Genomic DNA, 22,101 nt, shown 5'->3' with positions numbered 1-22,101 from the left:
TTGCGCCGCGCGCAGGGCATGATGCCTATCGCTGCTTGTGGGGTTGCCGGCAGTGTCACCTATGGTGACCCTCGGCAATCTGTTTATCGTCCTGGTGCTGCTCAGCATTGGCGCCTGGCTGTGGCATTCCTATGGAATACGTGAGCGGGCGCTGAGGGCGGTGCGGCAGCACTGCAAGAAGATGGATGTGGAACTGCTCGACGGCAACGTAGCCTTTCGCCGACTCGGGTTGATCCGTGATACGCGTGGCCAGCGCCGCTTCGCGCGGGTCTACGGCTTCGAGTTCACCGTGACCGGGGAGCAGCGGCACCAGGGCAGCATCGTGATGTTTGGCGCCCGTTCGGGCCCGATCGAAATGGAAGCCCATCCGTTTCCTGCTCGTCAGGATTCTGGCCAGGTGATTCAGATGGACGCCTGGCGCCGCCGCGACGATTGAGCTGCTAGGTCATAGTCGACAGGCGACCAGCGCGTCGTTCAGGTGCTGTTCATCCTGAGGCTCGGCGAAGATCAATTCGAGGCGGGAATCCTTGCGCCATTCGCTGGGCCCGAATGCCAAGGTCTGGCCATTCAGCGCGTTGAGTGACTGCCAGCCCTGCGGACCCAGCATGACCAGCTTCGCGCGGCGCCAGTCCATCGATTCCAACCAGCCCTTGACGCGCTCCAGATCGAAGCGCTGACTCGGGTGCCAGCGCCAGCCGATGCTCCAGCCATCTGCGCTACCCTGGCTCTGGCACAGTGGTTGACGCGGGTCCAGCCAGACATGGCCAAGGCTTGCCGCTGAAGAGGGCAGCGATGAGGGGGCCGTTTCAACATGACCTGCGTGCTGGTCGATGCCGGGCAACTCCCTGAGCGGCAGCTGTCCATGTTGCGTCCAGCGGACCGGTATAGGCGGCAGCAGCGTTTTAATTGAATGCCGTTCGGTTTGGCTCAGGCCTTCGCTCTTGTTTATCACCAACAGACCACAGTGGTTCAGTGACTGCCGCTGGCTCTCCGGAAGCGGTTCGCCCTGTAGCAGCCCCGGCCCGTCGATGACCGCCACGCAGGGCTGCACAGCAAGCACGCCGTGCCAAGGTGCGCGAGTGAGTTGATCAAGCAACTCGGCAGGATGACCCAGGCCGGAGGGTTCGATGAACAGCCGGTCCGGCTTAGCCTTGCGCAACAATCGGCTCAGGCCCACCTGGAAGGGCACACCATTTACGCAACACAGGCAGCCGCCGGCGACTTCCGTCAGGCTTACGCCTGAGTCGTCGGTGCTCAGTAGCGCAGCATCGAGCCCGATCTGGCCGAATTCATTGATTAGCACCGCCCAGCGCTCGCTGGCAGGGCGTTGCGCCAGCAGCGCACGTATCAGGCTGGTTTTGCCCGCGCCGAGTGAGCCGCTGATGAGGTGTGTCGGGATATTGGAAAGCATGGCGTTATGGTGCGCATTCTGCCGATCGGAGGAAAGCGGTTTTCAGACCTGCGTGCTAGAGTCGCCGCGTTCGATCGGGAGGGACTGGTGATGCGTTCGCTGTATGTGCTGCTGTTGATGGTCGGGCTTTGCGCCGAGGCGCTTGCAGAAGGCTGCATCGTTCATAGTCAGGATGATCGGATCGAAGTGAAGATCTGCCAGGAAAATCGCAGCATTCCCGGCGAGCTCTTTCGCAGCGGATTCTGCCAGCCAGCCCTCAAGGACCAAGAGGTCAAAGTGACCTTTGTTGAGCAGTGTCCGACTGGCGCCTTCGGCATTTGCCGCAACGCCCAGGTTTCGAACATGCCGTATCGCCAGGACATCCACTACTACGGCGTCGCCAGCGATGCCCGTTACCTGCAGCCTGCATGCGAACAGAACAGTGCGGGTGATTGGGTCACGGAATAATCGCAAGTCTTGCTTCGCGTTCCACGTGAAACGTTTCGCTGGTTAGCGCTGAGGCTTCAATGCGCCGCAGTCCTCGCCAATCCACTGGCCGCGTGACTGCATTTGACTGGTGCCCTGTTGTTCGCCCGTGGTGTAGGTCGTCTCGATGGTGCTTGCCACTTCCCGCTCGCTGATCACCTTCGTCTCGCCCCGACCCTTTGCGTCCGGGCACTCGAAACGGAATCGCCACAGGCTTTCCGTTTGTTCAAGGACCTCTTGCTTGCAACCGGGCTCGTCCTGAAAGGGCAGCTTGCGTGACTTGACCTGTGCTTCGCTCAGACAGATGCGGACGCCCCCGGAACCCAGCTCGACACCCTGTTCGGCAAGCATGCTCTCCATCATTTTGCGCTGCTCGGGAGGCAGCTGGTTCATCTGCGCCAACATCTCGGACATGCCAGGCATCTGCATGCCGTCGACGACCAGTTTCTCACTGGTGAACTCCCATAGGCCGGGGAGTAGCTGCGCTGCTTGGACGGGGAGGGCTGCGGCAAGCAGCGCAGCCAGGCTGAGCCGGGCGAAGTGGGTCATGAGGTTCTCCTGCAATCAGTTGTTGAACAGCCTAGTCCAGCCGCCGGAAAGTCCCCAGCAAAAAGATCAGAGGCAAGACAACCTCATGGTCTTTTGTTGATGAGAAGCGTTAGCATTACCGTCTTGACGATGAAAGGCGGCGAGACATGGCAGCAGAGGGGGTGGTCCGGCAACAACTGGTGCATCGACTTTACGTCGACCACCAGGGCTGGCTGAACGGTTGGTTACGGCGACAGCTTGGTTGCAGCCAGAGGGCAGCCGACCTTGCCCAGGACACCTTCGTGCGGGTGCTAAGCAAGGACCAGGGGCTGGATGCGATACGTGAGCCGCGTGCGTACTTGCACATCATTGCCCGTGGCCTGTTGATCAACCATTGGCGTCGGCGGCAGATCGAGCAGGCTTACCTGGAAGCGATTGCGCTGCAACCGGAGGCGGTGGCTCCTTCGCCGGAATCTCAGGTGCTGGTGGTCGAAACACTGATGCAGGTCGACGCCATGCTCGCTCGACTGCCGGAAAACGTGCGGCATGCGTTTGTCCTGTCACAACTGCAGGGCCTGACCTACGCCGCCATCGGGTTGGAACTGGGCGTGTCCGAACGGATGGTCAAAAAGTACATGGCGCAGGCCATGCTGCACTGCCTTACCCTGATCGAGGACGACTGAGTGAAGCTGGACTATCAGGTGCTGCAGGCCGCTGCACAGTGGTTCGCCGTGCTGCAGTCGGACAGCGTCAGCGATGACGACCGTGAGGCCTGGCGACGCTGGCTAAACGATCCCGAGCACGCGCGCGCGTGGCAGCGCGTCGAACAGATCAGTGGACGCTTCGAGCCGCTCGCCCGCGATCCGTTTGGTGCCAGGGCGAGCAGTTTGATGCAGCGCCGTCAGCCGACGCGGCGACAGGCACTGAAAGCCCTGTCCGTTATTTTTGGGGGTGGTGTTCTGGCCTTGGCGGGCGGCGCCATGCCTTGGCGCAGCTGGACGGCCGACCAACGCACGGCCGTGGGTGAGGTGCGCGATTGGCGATTGCCTGACGGCTCGCACCTGTGGCTTAACACCGACAGCGCGGTCGACGTCGCGCTCGATGATCAGGTGCGCCAGCTGTCGCTCTACCGTGGCGAGCTGTTGGTGCAGGCAAGCAATGAACAGCGTCCGTTGTTGCTGCGGACCGCCGAAGGCAGCTTGAAAACCCATGAGGCCGCACGTTTTTCGGTCCTGCAGCGCGACGGTCGCACGCAGCTCAGTGTGTTCGACGGCGCTGTTGAGGTCCGACCTGCCAATGGTCGAGCGCGTACGGCACTGCAGGGCCAGCAAATCAGCTTCGACCAGCGCTACGCCGAAGCCGAACGTCCGGTACAAATGGGGCGCCAGGCCTGGGTTCGTGGCGTGCTGGTGGCAGACAACCTGCGGTTGGATGAATTCCTGGCCGAACTGAGCCGATACCGCCAGGGCTATCTCGGTTGTGATCCCCGCATCGCTGGCCTTCGCGTGGTGGGCGCCTATCCACTGGCCGATACCGAGCGTGTCCTGGACGTTCTGGCGAGCACACTGTCGGTGCGCGTCAATCGGCCCCTGCCGTGGTGGGTCAGTCTCGAGCCGGTGCAATCCGAAGCCTGAAAAGCACCCGATGAAAATAATTTGAGTTGGCGGTTCCCTTTTGGGACGAGTCGCTGGGCATAACCGCAACGATCACGAATTTGCCCCCGCAAAAAGGATGAATCATGCGCTCCACTGCCTTGCCCGTTCGCCTTCCACGTCCGCTTTCCCAGGCCATTCGTGCCGCCATGATCTGCCTGCCATTGGCCACCGTTGCCGTCGCGCCGGCGGCGCTGGCGCAATCGGTACAGCAGCAGACTGAACGCAGCTATGACATTCCGCCCGGTTCACTTTCCTCCGCCCTGAGCCGCTTCGCGGGAGAGGCCGGCGTGATGCTGTCGGTCGATGGCCGTCTGGTCGACAATCGCCAGTCGAGCGGCCTGCACGGTCAATATGGCGTTGAAGAAGGCTTCGACACTTTGCTGGACGGCAGCGGTCTGCAGGCCGTGCGTGACGAACGTGGTGCCTATTCGCTGGTGCCCGCGCCGTCTCGCGGACAGGCCCAAGCCGTCGAGCTGAAGCCGATGGTGGTGGAAGGCTTCGCGCTGGGCAATGCGCTGGGCGAGATGGAAGGCTACAACGCCACACACAGCAGCGTGGCGACCAAGACGAGCATGCCGTTGGCCGAGACCTCGCAAACCGTTTCCGTGGTCACTCGCCAGCAGATCGAAGACCAGGGCTCACGCTCCATTGCCCAAGCCGTACGCTATACGCCGGGCCTGATGAGCACTCCCTATGGTGCCACTACCCGTTACGACTACGTCGCCATGCGCGGTATCACTGACGGGTCGGTGGATAACCTCTACCTCGATGGCCAGAAGCTGCTGGGCGATAGCGGCACCTACAGCAGCCTGCAGGTCGATCCCTATTTCATCGAGCGTATCGACATCCTCAAAGGCCCATCCTCGGTGCTCTACGGCCGCAGCCTGCCCGGTGGCCTGGTGGCGATGACCAGCAAGAAGCCGCAATACGAGGCGAGTCGGCAGATAAGGCTGTCCTACGGCAGCGAGGACAACAAGCAGGCCCCGTTCGACTTCACCGGCCCGCTGGATGACGAGCGCATCGCCTATCGTCTGGTCGGCGTCGCGAAGGATGCCGACAACCAGGTCGATGGCATTGAAGAGAAGCGCTACGCCGTCATGCCTTCGCTGAGCATCGACTTCACCGAGGACACCCGGCTGACGCTCCAGGCCATGCTCCAGCATGACCCCGAAAGCGGCTATCACGGCGGCCTGCCAGCTGACGGCACCGTAACCTCGCACAACGGCCAGCGCATCTCACGCAGCTTCTTCGAAGGCGATGAGGATTACGAAAAGTTCGAGCGCGACCAGCAGATGATTGGCTATCAGCTGGAACACCGTTTCAACGAAACGGTGTCGGCGCGGCAGAACTTTCAGTATCTCGATTCGACGGTCGAGTCCGGCCAGGTCTACCAGTACGGCTACGCCACGCAGGACGAGCTGGTGCGCTATTACACCGGCGCGGATGAGGCGTTGCATGCCTGGACCATCGACAACCAGCTTCAATTTCTCTTCGATACCGGTGCGCTCAGCCACACGCTGGTGACCGGCCTCGATTATCAACGGCGCAAGGCGAAGGTCGACTATGACGCGGCGTACGGCCTTTCGGTGATCAACCCCTACACCGGCAGCGTTGGTGCGGCTAACCCGACGTTCTACCACCAGTACGACGAAACGCGGGAGCTGGAGCAGACCGGCCTGTACGTGCAGGACCTTATCAGTCTTGGCAACTGGCGGTTCTCGCTGGGCGCACGCCAGGACTGGGTGGACGTCTCGTTCGATCACACCCAGGACGCGTCGAACGGTGATCAGACCGATGCTGCCACGCTGGAGCAGTTCACCGGTCGCGTCGGCGTGCTCTACGCCTTCGACAATGGCCTGTCGCCTTATGCCAGTTACTCCGAATCGTTCAACCCCAACGCCACCGCAGCCTACAACGCCAACGGCAGTGGCGGCTTCGACATCACGCTGCTCGACCCGACCGAGGGTGAACAGTACGAGCTGGGCCTGAAATACCAGCCGCTGGGCACCGACGATCTGTACACCATCTCCTACTTCGACCTGAAACAGTCGAATCTGGCGAACAAGGATTCCAACGAGAACTTCTATCGCGCCGTCGGCGAACTCACCTCCAAAGGCGTGGAAGTGGAGGCGCGCTTGCGTCCGCGAGACAACCTCAACGTGATCGCCAGCTACACCTACATGGATGTGGAGTACTCCAAGGACTTCACCGGCGCTGCTGGGGTCAACAACCGCGGCAATACGCCTAATGCGGTGGCCCGCAACATGGCGTCGCTGTGGACCGACTACACATTCGAGCAAGGCCTGATCGCCGGCTTGCAGGTCGGCGGCGGCGTGCGCTACTTCGGCAAGAGCTGGGCGGATGCGGAGAATACGCTACGTATCCCGTCCTACACGCTGTACGACGCCATGCTCGGTTACGACTTGTCGCGTGTCGGGCTGGACGGTTTGAGCGCACAGCTGAACCTGAACAACCTGACCGACGAAAAATACGTCGCCGCCTGCAACAGCCTCAGCCAGTGCTATTACGGCGAAGCGCGAAATGTCATGGCCACGTTGACCTACGACTTCTAAGCACCCTGCGAAAGCCGCTGGCCTGTGATGGGCCGGCGGCTTTGTGCGTTCTGCAAGACGGACACCGACCATGCGTTCGATCCTCGTACTGCTGCACCGCTACATTGGACTGGCGACGGCGCTGTTTCTGTTTCTCGCCGGTATCACTGGCAATGTGTTGGCCTTCCATCATGAGCTGGATGAATGGCTGAATCCCGAGTTCTATCACACCGCCAGCGAAGGTCCGGTGCTGGCGCCGGGGGCGCTGGTCGACCGGGTAGAGCAGGCCAATCCGCGCATGCAAGTCTGGTACATGAAGTTTCCGGACGAGCCGGGGCATGCCGCGCTGATGGCGTTGGTACCGCGCAATGATCCTGCAACCGGCAAGCCTTATGAAGAACAGCCGGTGGTGCATTACCTCGATGCGGTGACGGGCGATCTGGTTGGCACACGCTATTGGGGCGAGTGTTGTTTTTCGCGCAAGAACTTCGTGCCCTTCATGCTGGAGTTTCACTACAACCTGACGCTGCCGGGCAATTGGGGCCTCTGGCTGATGGGCGTCGTCGCAATCCTCTGGACCCTCGACTGTGTCGTCTCGCTGCTGCTGACCTTTCCGCGTGGGCGGCCGTTCTTTGGCAAGTGGAGAACCGCCTGGAAGATCAAGCGCCAGCGGCTCAACCACGACGTGCATCGCGCCGGCGGGCTGTGGCTTTGGTTGCTGCTCACCCCGGTCGCCATCAGCAGCATCGCCATGAACCTGCCTGAGCAGGTCTTCAAACCGGTGGTGTCGTTGGTATCAACGGTGGAGCCGAGCGTCTACGCGGCGCGCGGAAAGCTGCCAAAGGACGAGTTGGGTGTGACGCAGTACGACTTCCATCGGGCCTATGACTTCGCCATGCAGCACGCCGCCGACCTGGGTCTGAGCGAACCCATCGGTGAGCTGTATTACAGCTTCGAGTACAACTTCTACGGTGCCGGATTCGGTGACCACGACAGCAACCAGGGCAATGCCTGGCTGTTTTTTCACGGCAGCGACGGCACGCAATTGCTGGGACAGGAGATACCGGGGCAGGGCACCTTGGGTGAGCAGTTCCACATGCTGCAACCCGCGATACACGGCGGCCGGATCCTGGGTATGCCTGGGCGCATTCTGATCGCGGTATTAGGGTTGGCAATTGCCGTGCTGTCGGTGACTGGCGTGGTGATCTGGTGGCGCAAGTTGCGCGCCAGACAGCTTGCAGCAAGCAAGCGCAGAGCGACGTTGCAGGCCACCTGATAACCGCCGTAGGCGATGAGCCAACGTAGGGTGGATCACGCTTCACCGATCCACCAGGCGGTGTGTGCAACCTACATGACCGCGAGGCCATGCAGGCCGTACGTTAGGAGCCCACCACCTGCGCGGCGCAGCTCCAGAGTTCCAGCGCGGGCTGGGCCGCTTTTGGCGGGCCCAGCCATTCGCTCAAGGCGTGGCAACGCTGGTCGAAACACAATTGGTAATCCCCTGCTTCGGGGGTTCGCCCCACTCGCAGCGGTTGCAACGGCGGCATCTGGCGCTGGTAGTGCCAGGCCCCGTCACGCAGTTCGGCGCCATCCGGGATTTCCATCCCGGCGCCTGAACCCTTGACCCGCGCTTCGCCGAGCAGCAGCCCGTCCTGCGTCACGCGGTAATCCTCTTCCCAGCGGATCTTCTCGATGGTGTGGTTCCAGGCCAAGGTGAAGTCGGCGATGGGTACCTCCGCCCACACCACCCCGGCCAGCCCCAGACAGAGTCCGATCACGCCAGTACCGGCCCGGCACGACGGGCACGCACGATGTGCTGTGCAAGCAACAGAAGGCCAATACCGAAGCCGATTTCATCGGTGATCGGCATGGCCATGATCAGCGTCGCGCCAGCGGCGAAACCAAGCACACGCTCCCACCAGGCCAGCGGGCGCTGCAGGTAACCAATCGTGGCGACGCCCCAGAGTCCAATCGCGAAAGCGGCCTTGAGAACCATGTAAGCGGTCATCCACAGGCTGTCGCCTTGCATCATCAGCGAGGGGTTGTAGACCGCCATGAACGGCACCACGAAGCCGGCGATGGCGATGCGCACTGCCCACATGCTGATCTTCAGTCCGGTTTCCTTGGCGATCGGTGCCGCCGCGAAGCAGGCCAGCGCCACCGGCGGCGTGAGGTCGGCGAGGATGCCGAAATAGAACACGAACATGTGCGAGACGAGCAGCGGGACCCCGAGGTCCAGCAGCGCCGGTGCGGCGATCGAGCTGGTGATGATGTAGTTGGGGATAGTCGGAATGCCCATGCCCAACACCAGGCAGGTCAGCATCGTCAGGATCAGCGAGAGGAACAGATTGTTCTCACCGACCGCGAGGATATAGCCGGCAAAGGTCGAGGCCACACCGGTCAACGACACCACACCGATGATCACGCCGACCAGGGCGCAGGCAATGCCCACCGGTACCGCATGGCGTGCGCCTTCGACCAGCGCGTGCAGGCAGACCACCAGGGTGTCGCGTCCGCCTTTGATGAACCAGCAGATCACCACCAGCACCGCGATGACCGCGAAGATGACCCCGATACCGAGTTGGAAGAATCCGGCACAGAGCACGCCCAGTGCGATCCAGAAGGCAATGCGCAGGCCGAATGACGAGACTTTGAGGATGATTGCCGAGCCAAGGATGACGATCGCTGTCAGCGCCAGGCCGACCATTCCGGAGAACAGCGGCGTGCGTCCGGAAAACAGCAGATAGACCAGTACACCCAGCGGAATCAGCAGGTACCAGCGCTGCTTGACCGCGGCCATTGCGCTGGGGCACTCCTCTTTCGGCAGGCCTTTGAGGTTAGCGCGCTTGGCTTCGAGGTGAACCATCCAGAACACCGAGCCGAAGTACAGCAGGGCCGGAATCAGCGCGGCCTTGGCGACTTCGATGAAGGGCACGTTGATGGTTTCAGCCATGATGAACGCCACGGCGCCCATCACTGGCGGCATCATCTGGCTGCCCATCGAGGATGTCGCTTCGACACCGCCCGCAAAAGCGGCCTTGTAGCCGAAGCGTTTCATCAGGGGGATGGTGAATTGGCCGGTGGTCACCACGTTGGCGACGCCGGAACCGGTGATGGTGCCCATCAATGCCGAAGACACCACCGAGACCTTGGCCGGACCGCCCAGCTTGTGGCCGAACAGGCCCATGGCGAAGTCGGTGAACAGCTTGATCATCCCGGCCTGCTCAAGAAAGGCGCCGAAGAGGATGAACAGAAAGATGTAGGTTGCCGAGACGTAGGTCGGCGTGCCGTACAGGCCTTCGGTGCCAAAGGCGAGCTGGTTGACCATCTGGTCGATGCCGTAGCCACGGTGCGCGAGATCCCCGGGCAGATACTGACCGAGTAGCCCATAGGCGAGGAATATGGCGCAGATGATCGGCAAGGCGATGCCCATGACCCGGCGAGCGGCTTCGAACACCAGCGCGATCAGCAGGACGCCGACAGCGAAGTCCAGGGTGGTGAGGTCACCGGAGCGCTGGATCAGGTCGGCTTCGAAATACCACTGATAGAACGCCGTGCCCATGCCGGCCAGGGCCAGCACCCAGGCCAGCGGCTGCCAGGGGCGACCATTGCCCCCGGCGGGAAAATACAGAAAAACGACCATCAGCAGAAAGCCGACATGCCCCGCTCGCAGTACCTGGCTCGATACCGGGTGAAACGCCGCCATGACAATCTGGTAGATGGAAAACAGCAGGGCCACATAAAACAAAGCTTTTGGCCAATCGGCTGCGCTACCTGCCAGGCCTTCCTCTTGTTGTAGTTCGCTCATGAATTGCCTCGAGCCGATAAAGCGTGGTCGCGTAGAGCCGCTAACAAAACCTGCCGTGATTTCACGCTGGTTTTACTAGCGCCTCTTCAGATTCGGATTGGGCGAGCCGCAAGCGTCAGGACCGACGCCTGCGGTTCAGGTTGGGCAGCGCACGGGCTGCCCAGGGGCGTGATCAGAGTACGCCGGCTTCCTTGTAGTAACGCTCGGCACCCGGATGCAGCGGGATCGGCAGCGCCTTGGTCGCGTTTTCCAGCTTGATGTCCTTGGCAGCGGAGTGCGCGTTGCCCAGCTGATCAAGGTTCTCGAACAGCAGTTTGGTCATCTGATAGGCAATATCGTCCGGCACGTCCGAATGGGTCACGAGGATGTTGGTGATGGCCACGGTCGGCACATCGGCTTCCTGGCCGTCATAGGTGCCTGCCGGGATCTTGGCTGCCTGGTAGGCATCGTTGCCAATCTTGGCGACCACATCCTGCGGAATTTCCACGTAGTTCAGCGGCATGGTCGAAGCCAGGTCGCGAATCGCAGCCATGCCCAGGCCGGCCGACTGCAGGGTGGCATCCAACTGGCGGTTCTTGATCAGCTCGACCGATTCTGCAAACGGAAGGTATTCGACCTTGCCCATGTCTTCGTAGCTCAGGCCGGCAGCCTTGAGGATGGCGCGGGCGTTCAGTTCGGTGCCGGACTTCGGCGCGCCGACGGATAGCGACTTGCCCTTCAGGTCGGCCAGCGTCTTGATGCCGGATTCCTTGCTGGCAACGATCTGGATGTAGTTCGGGTAGCTGCCGCCGATGGCGCGCAGTTTCTTCAGGGGCGCCTTGAAGCCGGCGTCCTCGACGCCATTCCAGCCGTCAGCCACGGAATCGCCGAGAGCAAAGCCCAGCTCGCCACGGCCGGCTTGCAGCAGATTAAGGTTTTCGACCGAAGCCTTGGTTGCCTGCACGGAGGTTTTCGCGCCGTCGATGCCTTTGCTGTACAGCTGGGAGATGCCCACCCCGATCGGGTAGTACACACCGCTGGTGCCGCCCGTGAGGATGTTGATGAAGGTCGGGGCAGCGACTGCGGCGGTGCTGGCTGTGAAGGCCGCTGCGGCAGCGAGCAGGCTGAAGCGTTTGGTCAATCTCATGGTGTCTCTCCGTTTCGTTGTTATTGGTCTTGCAGAACTGACGATAGACGATCAGCTACAGCGCCAGGGCTGCATGCAAAGACAAGAAAAGGGAGACGGCGTCGGACGTGCTTTCACGGAGGAGAGCAGAAGCGCTGTGCGGCTTTTCTTGTCATTGGTCGTCGCATCGGGCAGTTCAGACGTAGCACGAGCTGTGCCACAAGCGCTGAAGGCTCTGTTCCAGCCCATCCGAGCCGGCAACAAACCACCATTGGCAAGAAGTCGCTCATGATTGGAGGGTCTGTCGGCGGATTCTTGCCTATCGCTGCACATGCCAGCAGCGAACCCTAGCGCCTGAGGGGCGTCGCAAAGAGATGAATTCACCGCGAACGAGACAGGGCAATGGCCAGCGAAATCAGTGCTAAGCAACTCGGGATCGATATCAGTCAGGGCGAAGGTGAACTGTTCAAGTGGTTCATCGCCAGCTTCCTGTTCGGCAAGCGCATCCAGCAGGACATCGCGGCGGATACCTATCGGGTGATCGTCGAGAAGCACCAGCGTGACACCCCGCGCAAACTCTGCAACTGCAGCTGGCAGGAGTTGGTGAACATGCTCGGCGAGGGTCGCTACGTGCGCTATGACGAGTCGACTGCCGAGCGACTGCTCAAGCTCTGCAACAAGCTCAACAGCGAATACGGCGGCAAGCTCGGCAACATGCGCGAGCAAAGCAAGGACCGCAAGGACCTGGAGAAGCGGCTGGGCGAGTTCGAAGGGATCGGGCCGAAAACCATAGAAATCTTCATGCGCGAGGCGGAAAAGGTCTGGTATTGAGGCGTGCCGACAGGCCGCGCTTGCGCTGCGGGCCGATCCGGCTAAAGTGGCGCCAGCCCTCCAACGAAGCCCAATCCATGCGCGCCTTTCTCATTGCGTTCAGCCTGTTGCTGCCCGTGCTGGCTTCAGCCGCTCCGGCCCCTTATTACCAATGGCAGAGCAAGGCCGATGGCACGGTCATCTGTCGCCAGACCTCGCCGGGTCATGGCTGGGAGCTGCTCAACGGCCAGCCTTTCCGCGACCTCAACTGCAGCATGCCGGCCGGTCGTAGAGATCGGCCCAACGCAGTGCCGGGCTTCTATCCGCAACCGGGCCGATGAAGGCGTTTAGCGGTCGATGATGCGCAGCAGCTTGTCGACCGTCTCTTGAAGATCGCCTGAATTGTCCAGCAGGAAGAGTTCGTCCAGCGAATCCTCGAAACGCGCATTACGCGCCAGCCGCGCCTCGATCTGCTCCGGTATCTCGCGGTTGCGCTTGAGCAGGCGCTGGCGCAGTACCTCCGGGCGCACGCTGAGCAACACCGCCAGCAGGTCCGGATAACGCTGGCGCGCCTGCTCCAGATAGCCACGCGATCCGTTGACCAGCACATCCTCACCGGCGGCCAGCCACTGGTCGATCTGGATTGGGATGCCATAGGCCAGCTCGTTGGCGCGCCAGCTCATGGCGAAGGCACCGGCACGTTCCAGGCGGTCAAACTCGTCATGAGTGACGGCCTCGGCGGATTCACCCACGGCCTCGGCCGAGCGGGTAATGACCCGCCGTGCGACTCGAACGCCGCGCTCGGCCAGGGCCTCGCGTGCCGCATCGAGCACGCTGTCCTTGCCCGAGCCGGAGGGACCAATGAGGTAGATCAACCTGCCTTCCATCAAAATCCTCGGTAACCTTGCATCTGTGAAGCCGACGCTGCAGCCTGCCAGATTTTCGCCGAGCCTTCTCGTTTCTCGCCGCCCGCGATACCTAAACCCTAGATCCCGTAACTCATATGTTTGACCTGACTGCCTACCTTGGCCTGTTTGGCGCTGCCTTCGCCGCGGCCACGCTGGTACCTGCTCAGTCCGAGGCGGTATTGGTCGGGCTGCTGCTGCATGGCGGCTATTCAGCAACGGGACTGCTGCTGGTGGCCACGCTGGGCAACGTGTTGGGCTCCTTGGTCAACTGGCTGCTCGGCCGCTCCATCGAACGCCTGCGCCACAAGCGCTGGTTTCCGGTCAGCGAGCAGCAGCTGAAGCGTGCCCAGCGGCAATATCACCGCTTCGGCCGCTGGTCGCTGCTGCTGAGCTGGGTGCCGATCATCGGCGACCCGCTGACAGTCGTCGCCGGTACGCTGCGGGAGCCGCTGTGGAGCTTCCTGTTGCTGGTAACGCTGGCCAAGGGCGGCCGCTACCTGCTGCTCGCCAGCGTGACCCTCGGTTGGTTCTGAGCGCCGCCATGCCGAATCGTTAACCTCAGCGTAACGAAACGCCTCCGTGCTTGATTGATGACCTTCCGGTCACACTCCTACTGTGCGCTCCACAAAGCGGAAAACCTGTGGAGTCAGCATGACAACAACAATCTCCCCACCGCCGCAGTGGTCGCGTCGCCGAGCCGAAAAAGCTCGCCGTGTCGATCAGGTGCGCAGCCTCGCCGACGGCGTGGTGCTGCCGGGCGAGCGGATCGTCGAGGCCCTGGAACTGCTGATCGCCCCCGGTGATCGTGTGGTGCTCGAAGGCAACAACCAGAAGCAGGCGGACTTCCTTTCCCGCTCGTTGGCCAAGGCCGACCCCGGGAAGCTGCATGACCTGCACATGATCATGCCAAGCGTCAGCCGCGCCGAGCACCGAAGACACCCCGGCACTGGTCGAGCCTACGGCGATGTGATCGATGATTTCGACCCATTCTGTGACCTGCAACACAGAAGCGTGAACTTGCACATCGCAAGGGTACAGTTGGCTGATCGTGCATCTTGCAACAGTGACCGTTAAGTCGAATAACAATAAGTCATTGATTCAAAAGATAAAAAAGTCTTTCAGGTGTTGGCACGCAGGATGCTCCAAGTCCGTATCGCCAACAGGCGTAGCGCAACAATTCGAACGCATGGCTGAGTGGGCGCACCAGCCTAGGATATGGAAAGCATGGATAACAGACTGAACGGCAAAACCGAGATATGGGCCGATGGCTATTCATTCATGGAAATGAGCGAGACGTTGTTGGTCGCGTTAGGTATCCGCGCCGAAGAAGCTAAACCTCCCGAGCCAAGTTCGCGCCGTGCCGACTTGGCGTCGTCAACGGCTAAAGAAGTCTGCCCTGATGTGGGGATCGAACGGTAGCGACGCCCGTTTCGTTCCTGCGGGATTCAAGCTGCTCGCTACCCTATGCTAGCGAGCGGGGGCTGCTGTTGGTTCGTTACCCTATGCACAAGCACAACGAGTCGAACAGTGCACCGCGAAGCTGCGGTAAGAGCGCTGCGGTGCCGTCTGCGTTTACTTCATAGTTCAGAGCACGTGTTTGGAAATGTACTTCGAGATTTCAACGATCGAAGTCCTGCCGGTGAACTCGAACCTGACCTTCCCCAGTGACGAGAAATACACCTCTAGCTCCGAGTCGAGATCGAAGGTCCCCGACGTCTCCACCGAATAGGCGACGATGTTGTTGTAGGGCAGGGACGTGAAATCCTTCTTGCTGCCGGTGATGCCCTGCACGTTGACCGCGATGATTCGCTTGTCCGTAAACACCACGCCGTCGCGCATGGACTTGTAGGAATCGATCACCTGTTCGTCGTCCAGTAGCAACGAGCGGACCCGCTCTGCGTATTCATCGTTCTGCTTCAGCTTGAAGAAACCCTTGTTATCGAAATCGATCATCGCTGCGTTCCTCACATGGATCGTTGTCGCTGCATGCTGCACTAGCTGAACGCGGCTTGCCAGAGCGCCTGCGGCCTTGACAGTTGCAGACAGCTTCCGATCAAATGTTACGGTATAACATTTGATCGGAAGCGGGCATGAACAGCAGTAGCGTTGCAGCAAGAATTTTGGGACTGGCCGCCGCGGCAGGTTTAGGAAGCATGTCAGCCTTGGCACAGGAGACGGACAGCGCGGTTCTCGAAGAAGTGGTCGTCACGGCCGATCGTGAACAGGTCGAAGCAGAGGGCTACCGGACTCGGCGGTCAGCGAGCGCCACCAAGACGGATACGCCGCTGGAGGAGGTTCCGCAGGCGGTCAGCGTCATCCCCGCCACGGTGCTCGAAGATCTGGACAGTCCGCGAATCGAAAAGGCGCTGGACTATGCGGGCGGCGTGGCGCGGCAGAATGACTTCGGCGGCCTGACCATGTACGAATACAGCATTCGCGGTCTGACCACCTCGGAGTTCTACAAGGACGGCTTCAGCGTCAACCGTGGCTACATGAACCCGCAGGACCCCTCCAACGTCGAGCGCATCGACGTGCTCAAGGGGCCGGCGTCCAGTCTGTATGGTCGTGGTGACCCGGGCGGCACCATCAACATAGTCAGCAAGCGCCCGCAGAACGACAGCTTCGCCCGGCTGGACCTGAGCGCGGGCCGCTGGGATCGCTATCGCAGCAGCCTGGACGTCAACACGCCGCTGGATGAAGAGGGCACGATGCTCTATCGCATGAATCTCGCGGTGGAGGACAACAAGAGCTTTCGTGATTATCGCTCCAGCGAGCGGCAGTTCTTCGCGCCCGCCTTCAGCTGGGAGCTGACGCCGCAGACGCGCCTGCTGGTGCAGGCGGAGGTCATCCGTAGCAGCCAGGTATTCGACCGCGGCGTGGTCGCACCTAACGATCATCTGGGGAGCGTCTCCCGCTCCGACTTTTTCGGTGAGCCAGATGATGGCGACATCGACAACAACAACGAAAGCCTGCAGGCCGAGATCGAGCATGATCTGAACGCCAGCTGGACCGTCCGCCTGGCCAGTCACTACAAACAGGGCCGCCTGAGTGGTGGTGCCACCGAGGCGAGTTTTTTCGAAGACGACGCGCGCACCCTTAACCGTGAGTACCGCTACCGCGATTACAAGTGGCAGGACAGCATTACCCAGCTGGAGCTGCGCGGCCTGGTCTATACCGGCGACATCGAGCACAACCTGCTGATCGGTACAGAATACGAGCGCTTTGCCAAGACTGAAGAAGTGCTGCGCACCCGACCTATTTCGCAGATCGACATCTACCAGCCTGTGTATGGGCAGCCGCGGCCGCCATTCAGCATTGGCCCAGGCGGGCGCAGCACCGATCGCCACGAGTTGATCCATTCCAGATCGCTGAATCTGCAGGATCAGATGCGTTTCAGCGAAAAACTCTTCGGCGTCATCGGCGCGCGCTACGACCATTACGAGCAACGGCTGGATAACGAAGTCGCCGGCACCCGTGCCGAGCAAACTCATGAAAAGGTCACGCCGCGCCTTGGGGCGCTGTATCAGCTGACACCGGAAGTCGGCGTGTTCGCCAATGCCTCGCAGTCGTTCAAGCCCAATAGTGGCGCTGATGCGTCAGGCACGGCATTCGACCCGGAAGAAGGCGTTGGCTACGAAGCGGGCTTCAAATTCGACCTGCTCGACAGCCGTCTGGGCATGACCATCGCTGCCTTTCACCTCACCAAGGAAAACGTCCTCACCGCCGACCCGGTCGACTCCGCGTACCAGATCGCCGCTGGCGAAGTGCGCAGCCGCGGAGTCGACCTGCAGCTGACGGGACAGTTGACCGACGAAATTCGTGTGATCGGCGCCTACGCCTATGTCGATGCTGAGGTCACGGAAGACAACACCCTGACGCGCGGCAGTCGCTTGCTCAACGTGCCCGAGCACAGCGGCAGTCTGCTCGGTGTGTATGAGTTCCTCGACGGCGAGCTACGCGGTTTGGAACTGGGCGGCGGGGTCAATTACGTGGGCGAGCGCTCCGGCAACGTAGCGGACAGCGGCTTCGAATTGCCGGGTTACACTTCAGTTGACCTGCTGGCACGCTACAAGGCCACCCAAGACCTTACCCTTGGCGTGAACCTGAATAATGCGTTCGATCGCACCTACTACGAGCGCTCCTACAGCAATGTTTGGGTCATGCCGGGTGAACCGCGCAACCTCAGCCTGAGCCTGTCGCTAAATCTTTAATCACGACCCGGCTCGCTCCCCCGAGTCGGCGTCACAAGGCCCACCCTTAAGGAAAAACAATGAACAAGCAACACGCCAAAATCGCCGCTGCACTATTGGCCGCTATGCTGGCCGGACAAGTATCGGCTCACGGCATCTGGACCGCGGAGCGGCGCGGGAACATTGAAGTGATCTACGGTGATGGTGCTGAAGACAACGCCTATGACCCCAAGAAAATCTCCGGTGCCTGGGCAAGCGACCAGCAAGGTAAAAATGTTTCGGTCACGATCGAAAAGCTCGAAGACCATGCGCGCCTCAAGCCGCAGAAGTCGCCCGCCGTGCTCAGTGTCGCCCTGGACAACGGCTACTGGACCCAGGCCCCTGACAAGCAGTGGGTCAATGTCGGTGAAACCCAGGTGCCCGACGCACTGGATTCCGGCCGCTACTACAAGTACACCCTGGCAGTGCTGGAGGAGGGCGCAAAGCTGCCTCCGCTGGATGAGCTGAAGTTGGTCATCGTGCCCCAACAGGACCCGTTGACGGTTGAAGCCGGCGAGGAATTGGAAGTCCAGGTCCTGGTTGATGGCAAACCGGCGTCCAACGTTGAACTCGTCGCCGACTTCGTGAACGCCCCCGACGAGGTCGCGACGAAAACCGACGCCGAGGGCAAGGCAAAGATCACCGTGCGCAACCGCGGCCTCAACGTCATTGCAGCGTCTACCACCGTTCCGAGCGATGATCCGGATGCGCGCGTACGTGGCATGTTCTCCTCGCTGAGTTTCGTCAGCGAGAAGCACGAGCACTGATTGAATCGATACCACAGCAAAACAAGCTTGATCGAAACGTAACCACCAAGCGTTTCTTGGTGGTTCACGACGCGGCCAGCGCTCGAGTGCTCAGCGGTAGACCGGCTAGTCAGAAAAGCAATCATCGTTGAGTTTCTTGCGCTACAGGTCATACGGAGTCCACATGGGGTCCGTTGGCTCATGCTGATCAGGTCGCGGCGTAGCGCAGATAGCGGTCTTAGAGACAGCCCTGAAACAAAAAAGCCCCGGATGGAACATCCGGGGCTTTTTTGCTTTAAAGATGGCGCCCAGGCGAGCTTATAACTCGACACATAAATCTTTGAATATCAACAGGTTTTAAATAGCGGTATTTGTCTGGCATACACGTAGGCATACATCGTACCGCTTGCTGTCCATGCATTAGCCATCAGGTGACGCCTGTCCGAGACTGAGTCCGACTGATAGCATCGGCCGCCTCATTACCCGTAGCAAGGAAGCAACCATGGGCTACCTAGTCCTCACTCGCAAGGAAGGCGAAAAGATCACGCTGCGCGTTCAGCCAGGCACAAACGCTGAAGAGCTTCTTGAGCAGTTGCTGCTGGATGGCATCACCATCAATGTAATCGAGACGGGCGCTCGAGTCCGTATCGGCATTGAGGCGCCGCTTGATCTGCAGATATTGCGGAGCGAGTTGGAAGAACGATGATGGCCATCCGTAGGGGCCGCGAACAATTTGCCGCGCCGCCCCCGCCTAGGTGCCCTCATGCTTGAGCTCCTAGCGAATCCGCCCTGGTGGGTCCTCCTTATCCTATCAATTGTGTTGCCTAAGCTTTCGGACGAGATCTGGCGGCGCCTTCCAAGATGGATGGACCATGCGAAGGGTGCGTTACGGCGTAGGCTTCGAGCTTGGCGCCTAAAGCAGCTTTTGGCTATCAAGAGCCGGCGCTTTGACAGCGTGGAGATCAACCGTGTCGTCGTACGTAGCTACGCCTACCTCGTGCTATTCGTTTCCTGCGCTGTTACCTATGGGCTAGGGCTGGTGCTCATCCCAGAGGCGATGCGGCGAACGGATGGTGGCGTTATGTTCTGGGGTGTCGCCACCGGCTTACCAATGATTGCATTCGAGCTTGCCTGGCTCAGAACGTCAAACAAGGTCGATGACCTTCTTAAGCACCGAAAGAAGATCAAGCCCCATGGGCGGAGGCTTTGCTAGACAAGCAAATTTGCAGTCTGCGAGGAGTGACGATGGACGACCAGCCACTAATTGACCTCGATTTGTTTCTGAGACTATTCAACAGTGGCTGGATCATTGACGGCCGTGCTGGCGGACTGATCAGGGGGCGACTGCACGAGGAGGGACACATTTTGATGATCACGCCCACCGGTACCCTTGGTGGTTACTCGGTTTGTGGCCTTGCAGAAGGCGGTGAATTCATCATGAGCACCAAGGCCACCGCGGTGCATCTCGAGAGGCTCGAGCAGATAAATGCTGATCGTGGCTCGAGCGTCCAGTTGGCGGATATGAGCATGGTGACTCGTGTTTTAGATACGCGAGCCGAACCGCACGACAAGTTTTTAATCGTTGAGCATCAATACATCATCAACCGCGTTTCGACAGACCAGCATCTCAACGAGCTGCAGACGCTCAACGACCAGTTTCCGTCGTACTCAGGTCGCGTCTTGAGCGACGAAGAAATACAGCATTTGTTAGCCAACAACTGATATCCAGGGTAATCCTCCTGTTTGCCCCTGGCTGCCAAGCTATACCCCTTACGGAGATACCTATGACAATCCGAAGCCTCGCAAAAAATCTCCCAGCTGACCCTGATAACGCTGGCTGGGTCCTCGGTTGGGGTGTTGTTAGACGAGATACATGGCACTTCGTGGATATCTACGCGACTGAGGAAGTAGCCCAAGCAGAGGCTCAAAGTCGCGGCCCCGCCTATTCAGTGGCGTACGGCTCGCATCGCCTTGGTAGCGATGACTTCGTGAGCGGGATGTAACTCCCGGCTCGTGTTGAGCGAGATCGCTCGACCGCTCAGAACAGAGAAGCCACGCGAGTGTGGGACTCGGATTTTCGCAGCGGCGCCACCTTCCAGCAGCAACAAATGTGAACGCTGCGGCAGAGATCGAAGCCGTTTGTCTTTCCGATGATGTAGGTCTTCGCAGCGCGTGAAGCGTGTGGCATAGTGCGCGTCCTTACAGGACAAGTAGGCCCGAGTGGTTTTATGTTCTTGTTGACGGCGGGCGTTTGGAAGCATATTTGTATGCACAGAAGCTCCCGTAAGGTGAAGGAACAGACTAGCTAGCCGAGTGTCAGATTTTTTGAGATCCCACCCCTCACCTAGGGTGGGCCAAACCCCAGGCGTGGGGAGTGGTTGTCTAAACTTTAGATAGGGAGTGGATCAAAAATGATGAACGTCGGATTTGGTGAAGGCTAAGCCTCACAAAAAGGCCCTTTTTAGGGCCTTTTTTAATGGCTTTGACAGGGGAAGTTTATGAACAACTTTAAGATCGGTGCAGCATTCACTGCCCTGGTTATCGGGATCTTGATCCGGAGCTTATTCACAGGCTCTGAGGCTTCTCTGCCTTTCGACATTCAATTTCTCGACGGATTCATCGCGTTAGCAGGCGCTTCGCTGGCGGTGCTTGCCGCCTTTAGCTTTATCGTGCGCAAATATCCAGACACTGCCGAGATGCTCCCCCTATTTAGCTGGATAGTTTGGATTGTCATTGTCTCCAGCTATCTGGTGCTTCGCTATCAAGAGTCCTACCAGACCTCGCTGTCCATATTAGTGACGGGGGTCTTCGTCGGGATGGGGTGGTGGATACAGTCCATTACCACGGCAGCTAATGCCCGAAGAACCCACACGCTCAACATCATCATGTCGTCAAGGACTAGTACCGAGTACCAAGGGCAGCTGAGCAATTCGAGGAAATTCTATAGGACTCGCTCCGTGCCGCAGGAACTGGCAGAGTGGCGTGTGAACCCTGATAAAGACGAGTATCGCAACGCGGATATTCCTAAAGACATCGTTGATGCGTTAGACGGCTCGGTCTATGTCCTGAACTATTTCGAATTTCTGGCGCAGGGCATCAAATTCCGAGACCTTGACGCATGCCTTCTGCGTGAGTGTTTCAGCGTTATTCTAGGGGGCCTAGAGCGCAGACACTTCCATATGATTATCGAAGCTCAAAAGTTGGACCCCAAACTCTTTGAAGGGGTGGTGCGGCTAACTAAAGAATGGAATGGTGAGTCCACAGTAGAGAAATACCGCGGCAATCCAGCCAGCGCTCAGCTCGGAACACCATACCCGGACCGCGATGAGCTGCATAGAATGCTCACCGGAAGCTCGCCGAAGAACGGACCGCATACCTCCTCATTGCATGCGGTTCCGAGTGATACGGCTACGGGATCAGTACATTCTGCGCCGCTAAATGAGCAGAGCCCCGCTAGTTGACTCACCTGGCGGATACCGACCTACCAGAAGTAACAAAGCGGGGGCATAGGGGTGCGAAAGGGGTCAAGAGTCCGCATAGGCCCCTGGCCCAAGCCTATAAGCCATACATGACTGAGCTCGCCGCGAGTTTGCCAGTCGAGAGCCTACTCGATACATGACTTTGCTTTTACGAATGCGCTGCGAATCCCGTAGAGCGCAATTTCGAATTCAAGACTGCCCTTTTCCAAATGTCGTAACACGTCTACGTTATCTGCCAGCTCAGAAAGCCCGGCCTTGAATTCACTGCAACTCATGGACGCCATCTCTTCTCTGATTGAATCTTTTTCTTCTATAAGCTCTGCTGGTACCAGCGCAGCCGCGGTGCTTGAAAGAATTGACAGACAAATCACGAGACAATGCTTTTTCATAACAATTCCTTCCTGA

General features: G+C 59.8%; 24 protein-coding genes and 1 pseudogene. 17 read left to right on the top strand and 8 right to left on the bottom strand.

Translation table 11 applies throughout. The features are described 5' to 3' along the window. Positions 1-61: 61 nt before the first annotated feature. The gene (locus CXK96_RS17090; protein WP_102837637.1) at positions 62-436 is read left to right on the top strand and encodes a DUF3301 domain-containing protein; all 375 of its coding nucleotides are present in this window, start codon (positions 62-64) and stop codon (positions 434-436) included. A 9-nt stretch (positions 437-445) separates the two neighbouring features. On the opposite strand, the gene CXK96_RS17085 is transcribed toward CXK96_RS17090, so the two are convergent. Next, a complete protein-coding gene (locus tag CXK96_RS17085) occupies positions 446-1,411 on the bottom strand; it encodes a CobW family GTP-binding protein (protein ID WP_102837636.1) in 966 nt (321 codons plus the stop codon). A 90-nt stretch (positions 1,412-1,501) separates the two neighbouring features. Between CXK96_RS17085 and CXK96_RS17080 the strand changes: the two genes are divergently transcribed. Further along, complete coding sequence (locus tag CXK96_RS17080) at positions 1,502-1,858, top strand: NADH:ubiquinone oxidoreductase (RefSeq protein ID WP_102837708.1); 357 nt, start codon at positions 1,502-1,504, stop codon at positions 1,856-1,858. Between the two features lie 42 nt (positions 1,859-1,900). Here CXK96_RS17080 and CXK96_RS17075 read toward each other — a convergent pair whose 3' ends face one another. Continuing rightward, complete coding sequence (locus CXK96_RS17075) at positions 1,901-2,425, bottom strand: DUF3617 domain-containing protein (protein ID WP_102837635.1); 525 nt, start codon at positions 2,423-2,425, stop codon at positions 1,901-1,903. A gap of 146 nt (positions 2,426-2,571) precedes the next feature. On the opposite strand from CXK96_RS17075, the gene CXK96_RS17070 reads away from it, so the two are divergent. From CXK96_RS17070 to CXK96_RS17055, 4 genes are all read left to right on the top strand, one after another. Continuing rightward, a complete protein-coding gene (locus tag CXK96_RS17070; RefSeq protein WP_102837634.1) occupies positions 2,572-3,087 on the top strand; it encodes a sigma-70 family RNA polymerase sigma factor in 516 nt (171 codons plus the stop codon). Beyond that, complete coding sequence (locus CXK96_RS17065; protein WP_102837633.1) at positions 3,088-4,038, top strand: FecR domain-containing protein; 951 nt, start codon at positions 3,088-3,090, stop codon at positions 4,036-4,038. Between the two features lie 104 nt (positions 4,039-4,142). Next, positions 4,143-6,632, top strand: a complete 2,490-nt coding sequence (locus CXK96_RS17060; protein WP_102837632.1) for a TonB-dependent siderophore receptor — start codon at positions 4,143-4,145, stop codon at positions 6,630-6,632. A gap of 70 nt (positions 6,633-6,702) precedes the next feature. Then, entirely contained in the window at positions 6,703-7,887 is a 1,185-nt protein-coding gene (locus CXK96_RS17055) for a PepSY-associated TM helix domain-containing protein (protein WP_102837631.1), read from the top strand. A 103-nt stretch (positions 7,888-7,990) separates the two neighbouring features. On the opposite strand, the gene CXK96_RS17050 is transcribed toward CXK96_RS17055, so the two are convergent. The 3 genes from CXK96_RS17050 to CXK96_RS17040 form a co-directional block, all read right to left on the bottom strand. Next, a complete protein-coding gene (locus CXK96_RS17050; RefSeq protein ID WP_102837630.1) occupies positions 7,991-8,389 on the bottom strand; it encodes a DUF1850 domain-containing protein in 399 nt (132 codons plus the stop codon). Next, on the bottom strand, positions 8,386-10,419 hold the full coding sequence (locus tag CXK96_RS17045) for a TRAP transporter permease (RefSeq protein WP_102837629.1): 2,034 nt from the start codon (positions 10,417-10,419) through the stop codon (positions 8,386-8,388). Before CXK96_RS17045 ends, CXK96_RS17050 begins: the two co-directional genes overlap by 4 nt. 172 nt (positions 10,420-10,591) lie before the next feature. Further along, on the bottom strand, positions 10,592-11,545 hold the full coding sequence (locus CXK96_RS17040; protein ID WP_102837628.1) for a TAXI family TRAP transporter solute-binding subunit: 954 nt from the start codon (positions 11,543-11,545) through the stop codon (positions 10,592-10,594). 381 nt (positions 11,546-11,926) lie between these two features. Here CXK96_RS17040 and CXK96_RS17035 point away from each other — a divergent pair, with 381 nt between their 5' ends. Next, positions 11,927-12,355 carry a DNA methylase gene (locus tag CXK96_RS17035; protein WP_102837627.1) on the top strand — a complete coding sequence of 143 codons (429 nt, stop codon included), beginning with the start codon at positions 11,927-11,929 and terminating at the stop codon, positions 12,353-12,355. A 77-nt stretch (positions 12,356-12,432) separates the two neighbouring features. After that, the gene (locus tag CXK96_RS17030) at positions 12,433-12,675 is read left to right on the top strand and encodes a hypothetical protein (RefSeq protein ID WP_102837626.1); all 243 of its coding nucleotides are present in this window, start codon (positions 12,433-12,435) and stop codon (positions 12,673-12,675) included. Between the two features lie 6 nt (positions 12,676-12,681). Here CXK96_RS17030 and phnN read toward each other — a convergent pair whose 3' ends face one another. Further along, positions 12,682-13,221, bottom strand: coding sequence for a phosphonate metabolism protein/1,5-bisphosphokinase (PRPP-forming) PhnN (gene phnN / locus CXK96_RS17025; RefSeq protein WP_102837625.1), 540 nt, complete (start codon positions 13,219-13,221; stop codon positions 12,682-12,684). 116 nt (positions 13,222-13,337) lie between these two features. On the opposite strand from phnN, the gene CXK96_RS17020 reads away from it, so the two are divergent. From CXK96_RS17020 to CXK96_RS17010, 3 genes and pseudogenes are all read left to right on the top strand, one after another. Next, positions 13,338-13,775: a YqaA family protein gene (locus CXK96_RS17020; RefSeq protein WP_102837624.1), complete on the top strand. Its 438-nt coding sequence runs from the start codon at positions 13,338-13,340 to the stop codon at positions 13,773-13,775. Positions 13,776-13,893: 118 nt separating this feature from the next. Beyond that, positions 13,894-14,172 (top strand): annotated as a pseudogene (locus CXK96_RS17015) (malonate decarboxylase subunit alpha); the annotation flags it as partial. Positions 14,173-14,466: 294 nt separating this feature from the next. Beyond that, a complete protein-coding gene (locus CXK96_RS17010) occupies positions 14,467-14,661 on the top strand; it encodes a hypothetical protein (RefSeq protein WP_102837623.1) in 195 nt (64 codons plus the stop codon). Between the two features lie 165 nt (positions 14,662-14,826). Here the strand turns inward: CXK96_RS17010 and CXK96_RS17005 are convergent, their stop codons facing one another. Further along, positions 14,827-15,195 (bottom strand): PH domain-containing protein, encoded by a 369-nt coding sequence (locus tag CXK96_RS17005; protein WP_102837622.1) that lies wholly within the window; start codon positions 15,193-15,195, stop codon positions 14,827-14,829. A gap of 200 nt (positions 15,196-15,395) precedes the next feature. Between CXK96_RS17005 and CXK96_RS17000 the strand changes: the two genes are divergently transcribed. From CXK96_RS17000 to CXK96_RS16970, 6 genes are all read left to right on the top strand, one after another. Continuing rightward, positions 15,396-17,453, top strand: a complete 2,058-nt coding sequence (locus tag CXK96_RS17000; protein WP_102837621.1) for a TonB-dependent siderophore receptor — start codon at positions 15,396-15,398, stop codon at positions 17,451-17,453. Between the two features lie 59 nt (positions 17,454-17,512). Then, positions 17,513-18,238 (top strand): DUF4198 domain-containing protein, encoded by a 726-nt coding sequence (locus CXK96_RS16995; RefSeq protein ID WP_102837620.1) that lies wholly within the window; start codon positions 17,513-17,515, stop codon positions 18,236-18,238. A 481-nt stretch (positions 18,239-18,719) separates the two neighbouring features. Then, positions 18,720-18,923: a carbon storage regulator gene (locus tag CXK96_RS16990; RefSeq protein ID WP_102837619.1), complete on the top strand. Its 204-nt coding sequence runs from the start codon at positions 18,720-18,722 to the stop codon at positions 18,921-18,923. Between the two features lie 539 nt (positions 18,924-19,462). After that, complete coding sequence (locus CXK96_RS16980) at positions 19,463-19,939, top strand: hypothetical protein (protein WP_102837617.1); 477 nt, start codon at positions 19,463-19,465, stop codon at positions 19,937-19,939. A 62-nt stretch (positions 19,940-20,001) separates the two neighbouring features. Further along, positions 20,002-20,220, top strand: a complete 219-nt coding sequence (locus CXK96_RS21015; protein ID WP_102837616.1) for a hypothetical protein — start codon at positions 20,002-20,004, stop codon at positions 20,218-20,220. Positions 20,221-20,715: 495 nt separating this feature from the next. After that, on the top strand, positions 20,716-21,678 hold the full coding sequence (locus CXK96_RS16970) for a DUF4760 domain-containing protein (protein WP_180981549.1): 963 nt from the start codon (positions 20,716-20,718) through the stop codon (positions 21,676-21,678). Between the two features lie 143 nt (positions 21,679-21,821). On the opposite strand, the gene CXK96_RS16965 is transcribed toward CXK96_RS16970, so the two are convergent. Next, the gene (locus tag CXK96_RS16965; RefSeq protein ID WP_102837615.1) at positions 21,822-22,085 is read right to left on the bottom strand and encodes a hypothetical protein; all 264 of its coding nucleotides are present in this window, start codon (positions 22,083-22,085) and stop codon (positions 21,822-21,824) included. Positions 22,086-22,101 lie beyond the last annotated feature (16 nt).

The sequence above is a fragment of the Stutzerimonas stutzeri genome, from assembly GCF_002890895.1.
GTDB lineage: Bacteria > Pseudomonadota > Gammaproteobacteria > Pseudomonadales > Pseudomonadaceae > Stutzerimonas > Stutzerimonas stutzeri_AB.
This window is presented reverse-complemented; position numbering and strand designations above follow the sequence as displayed.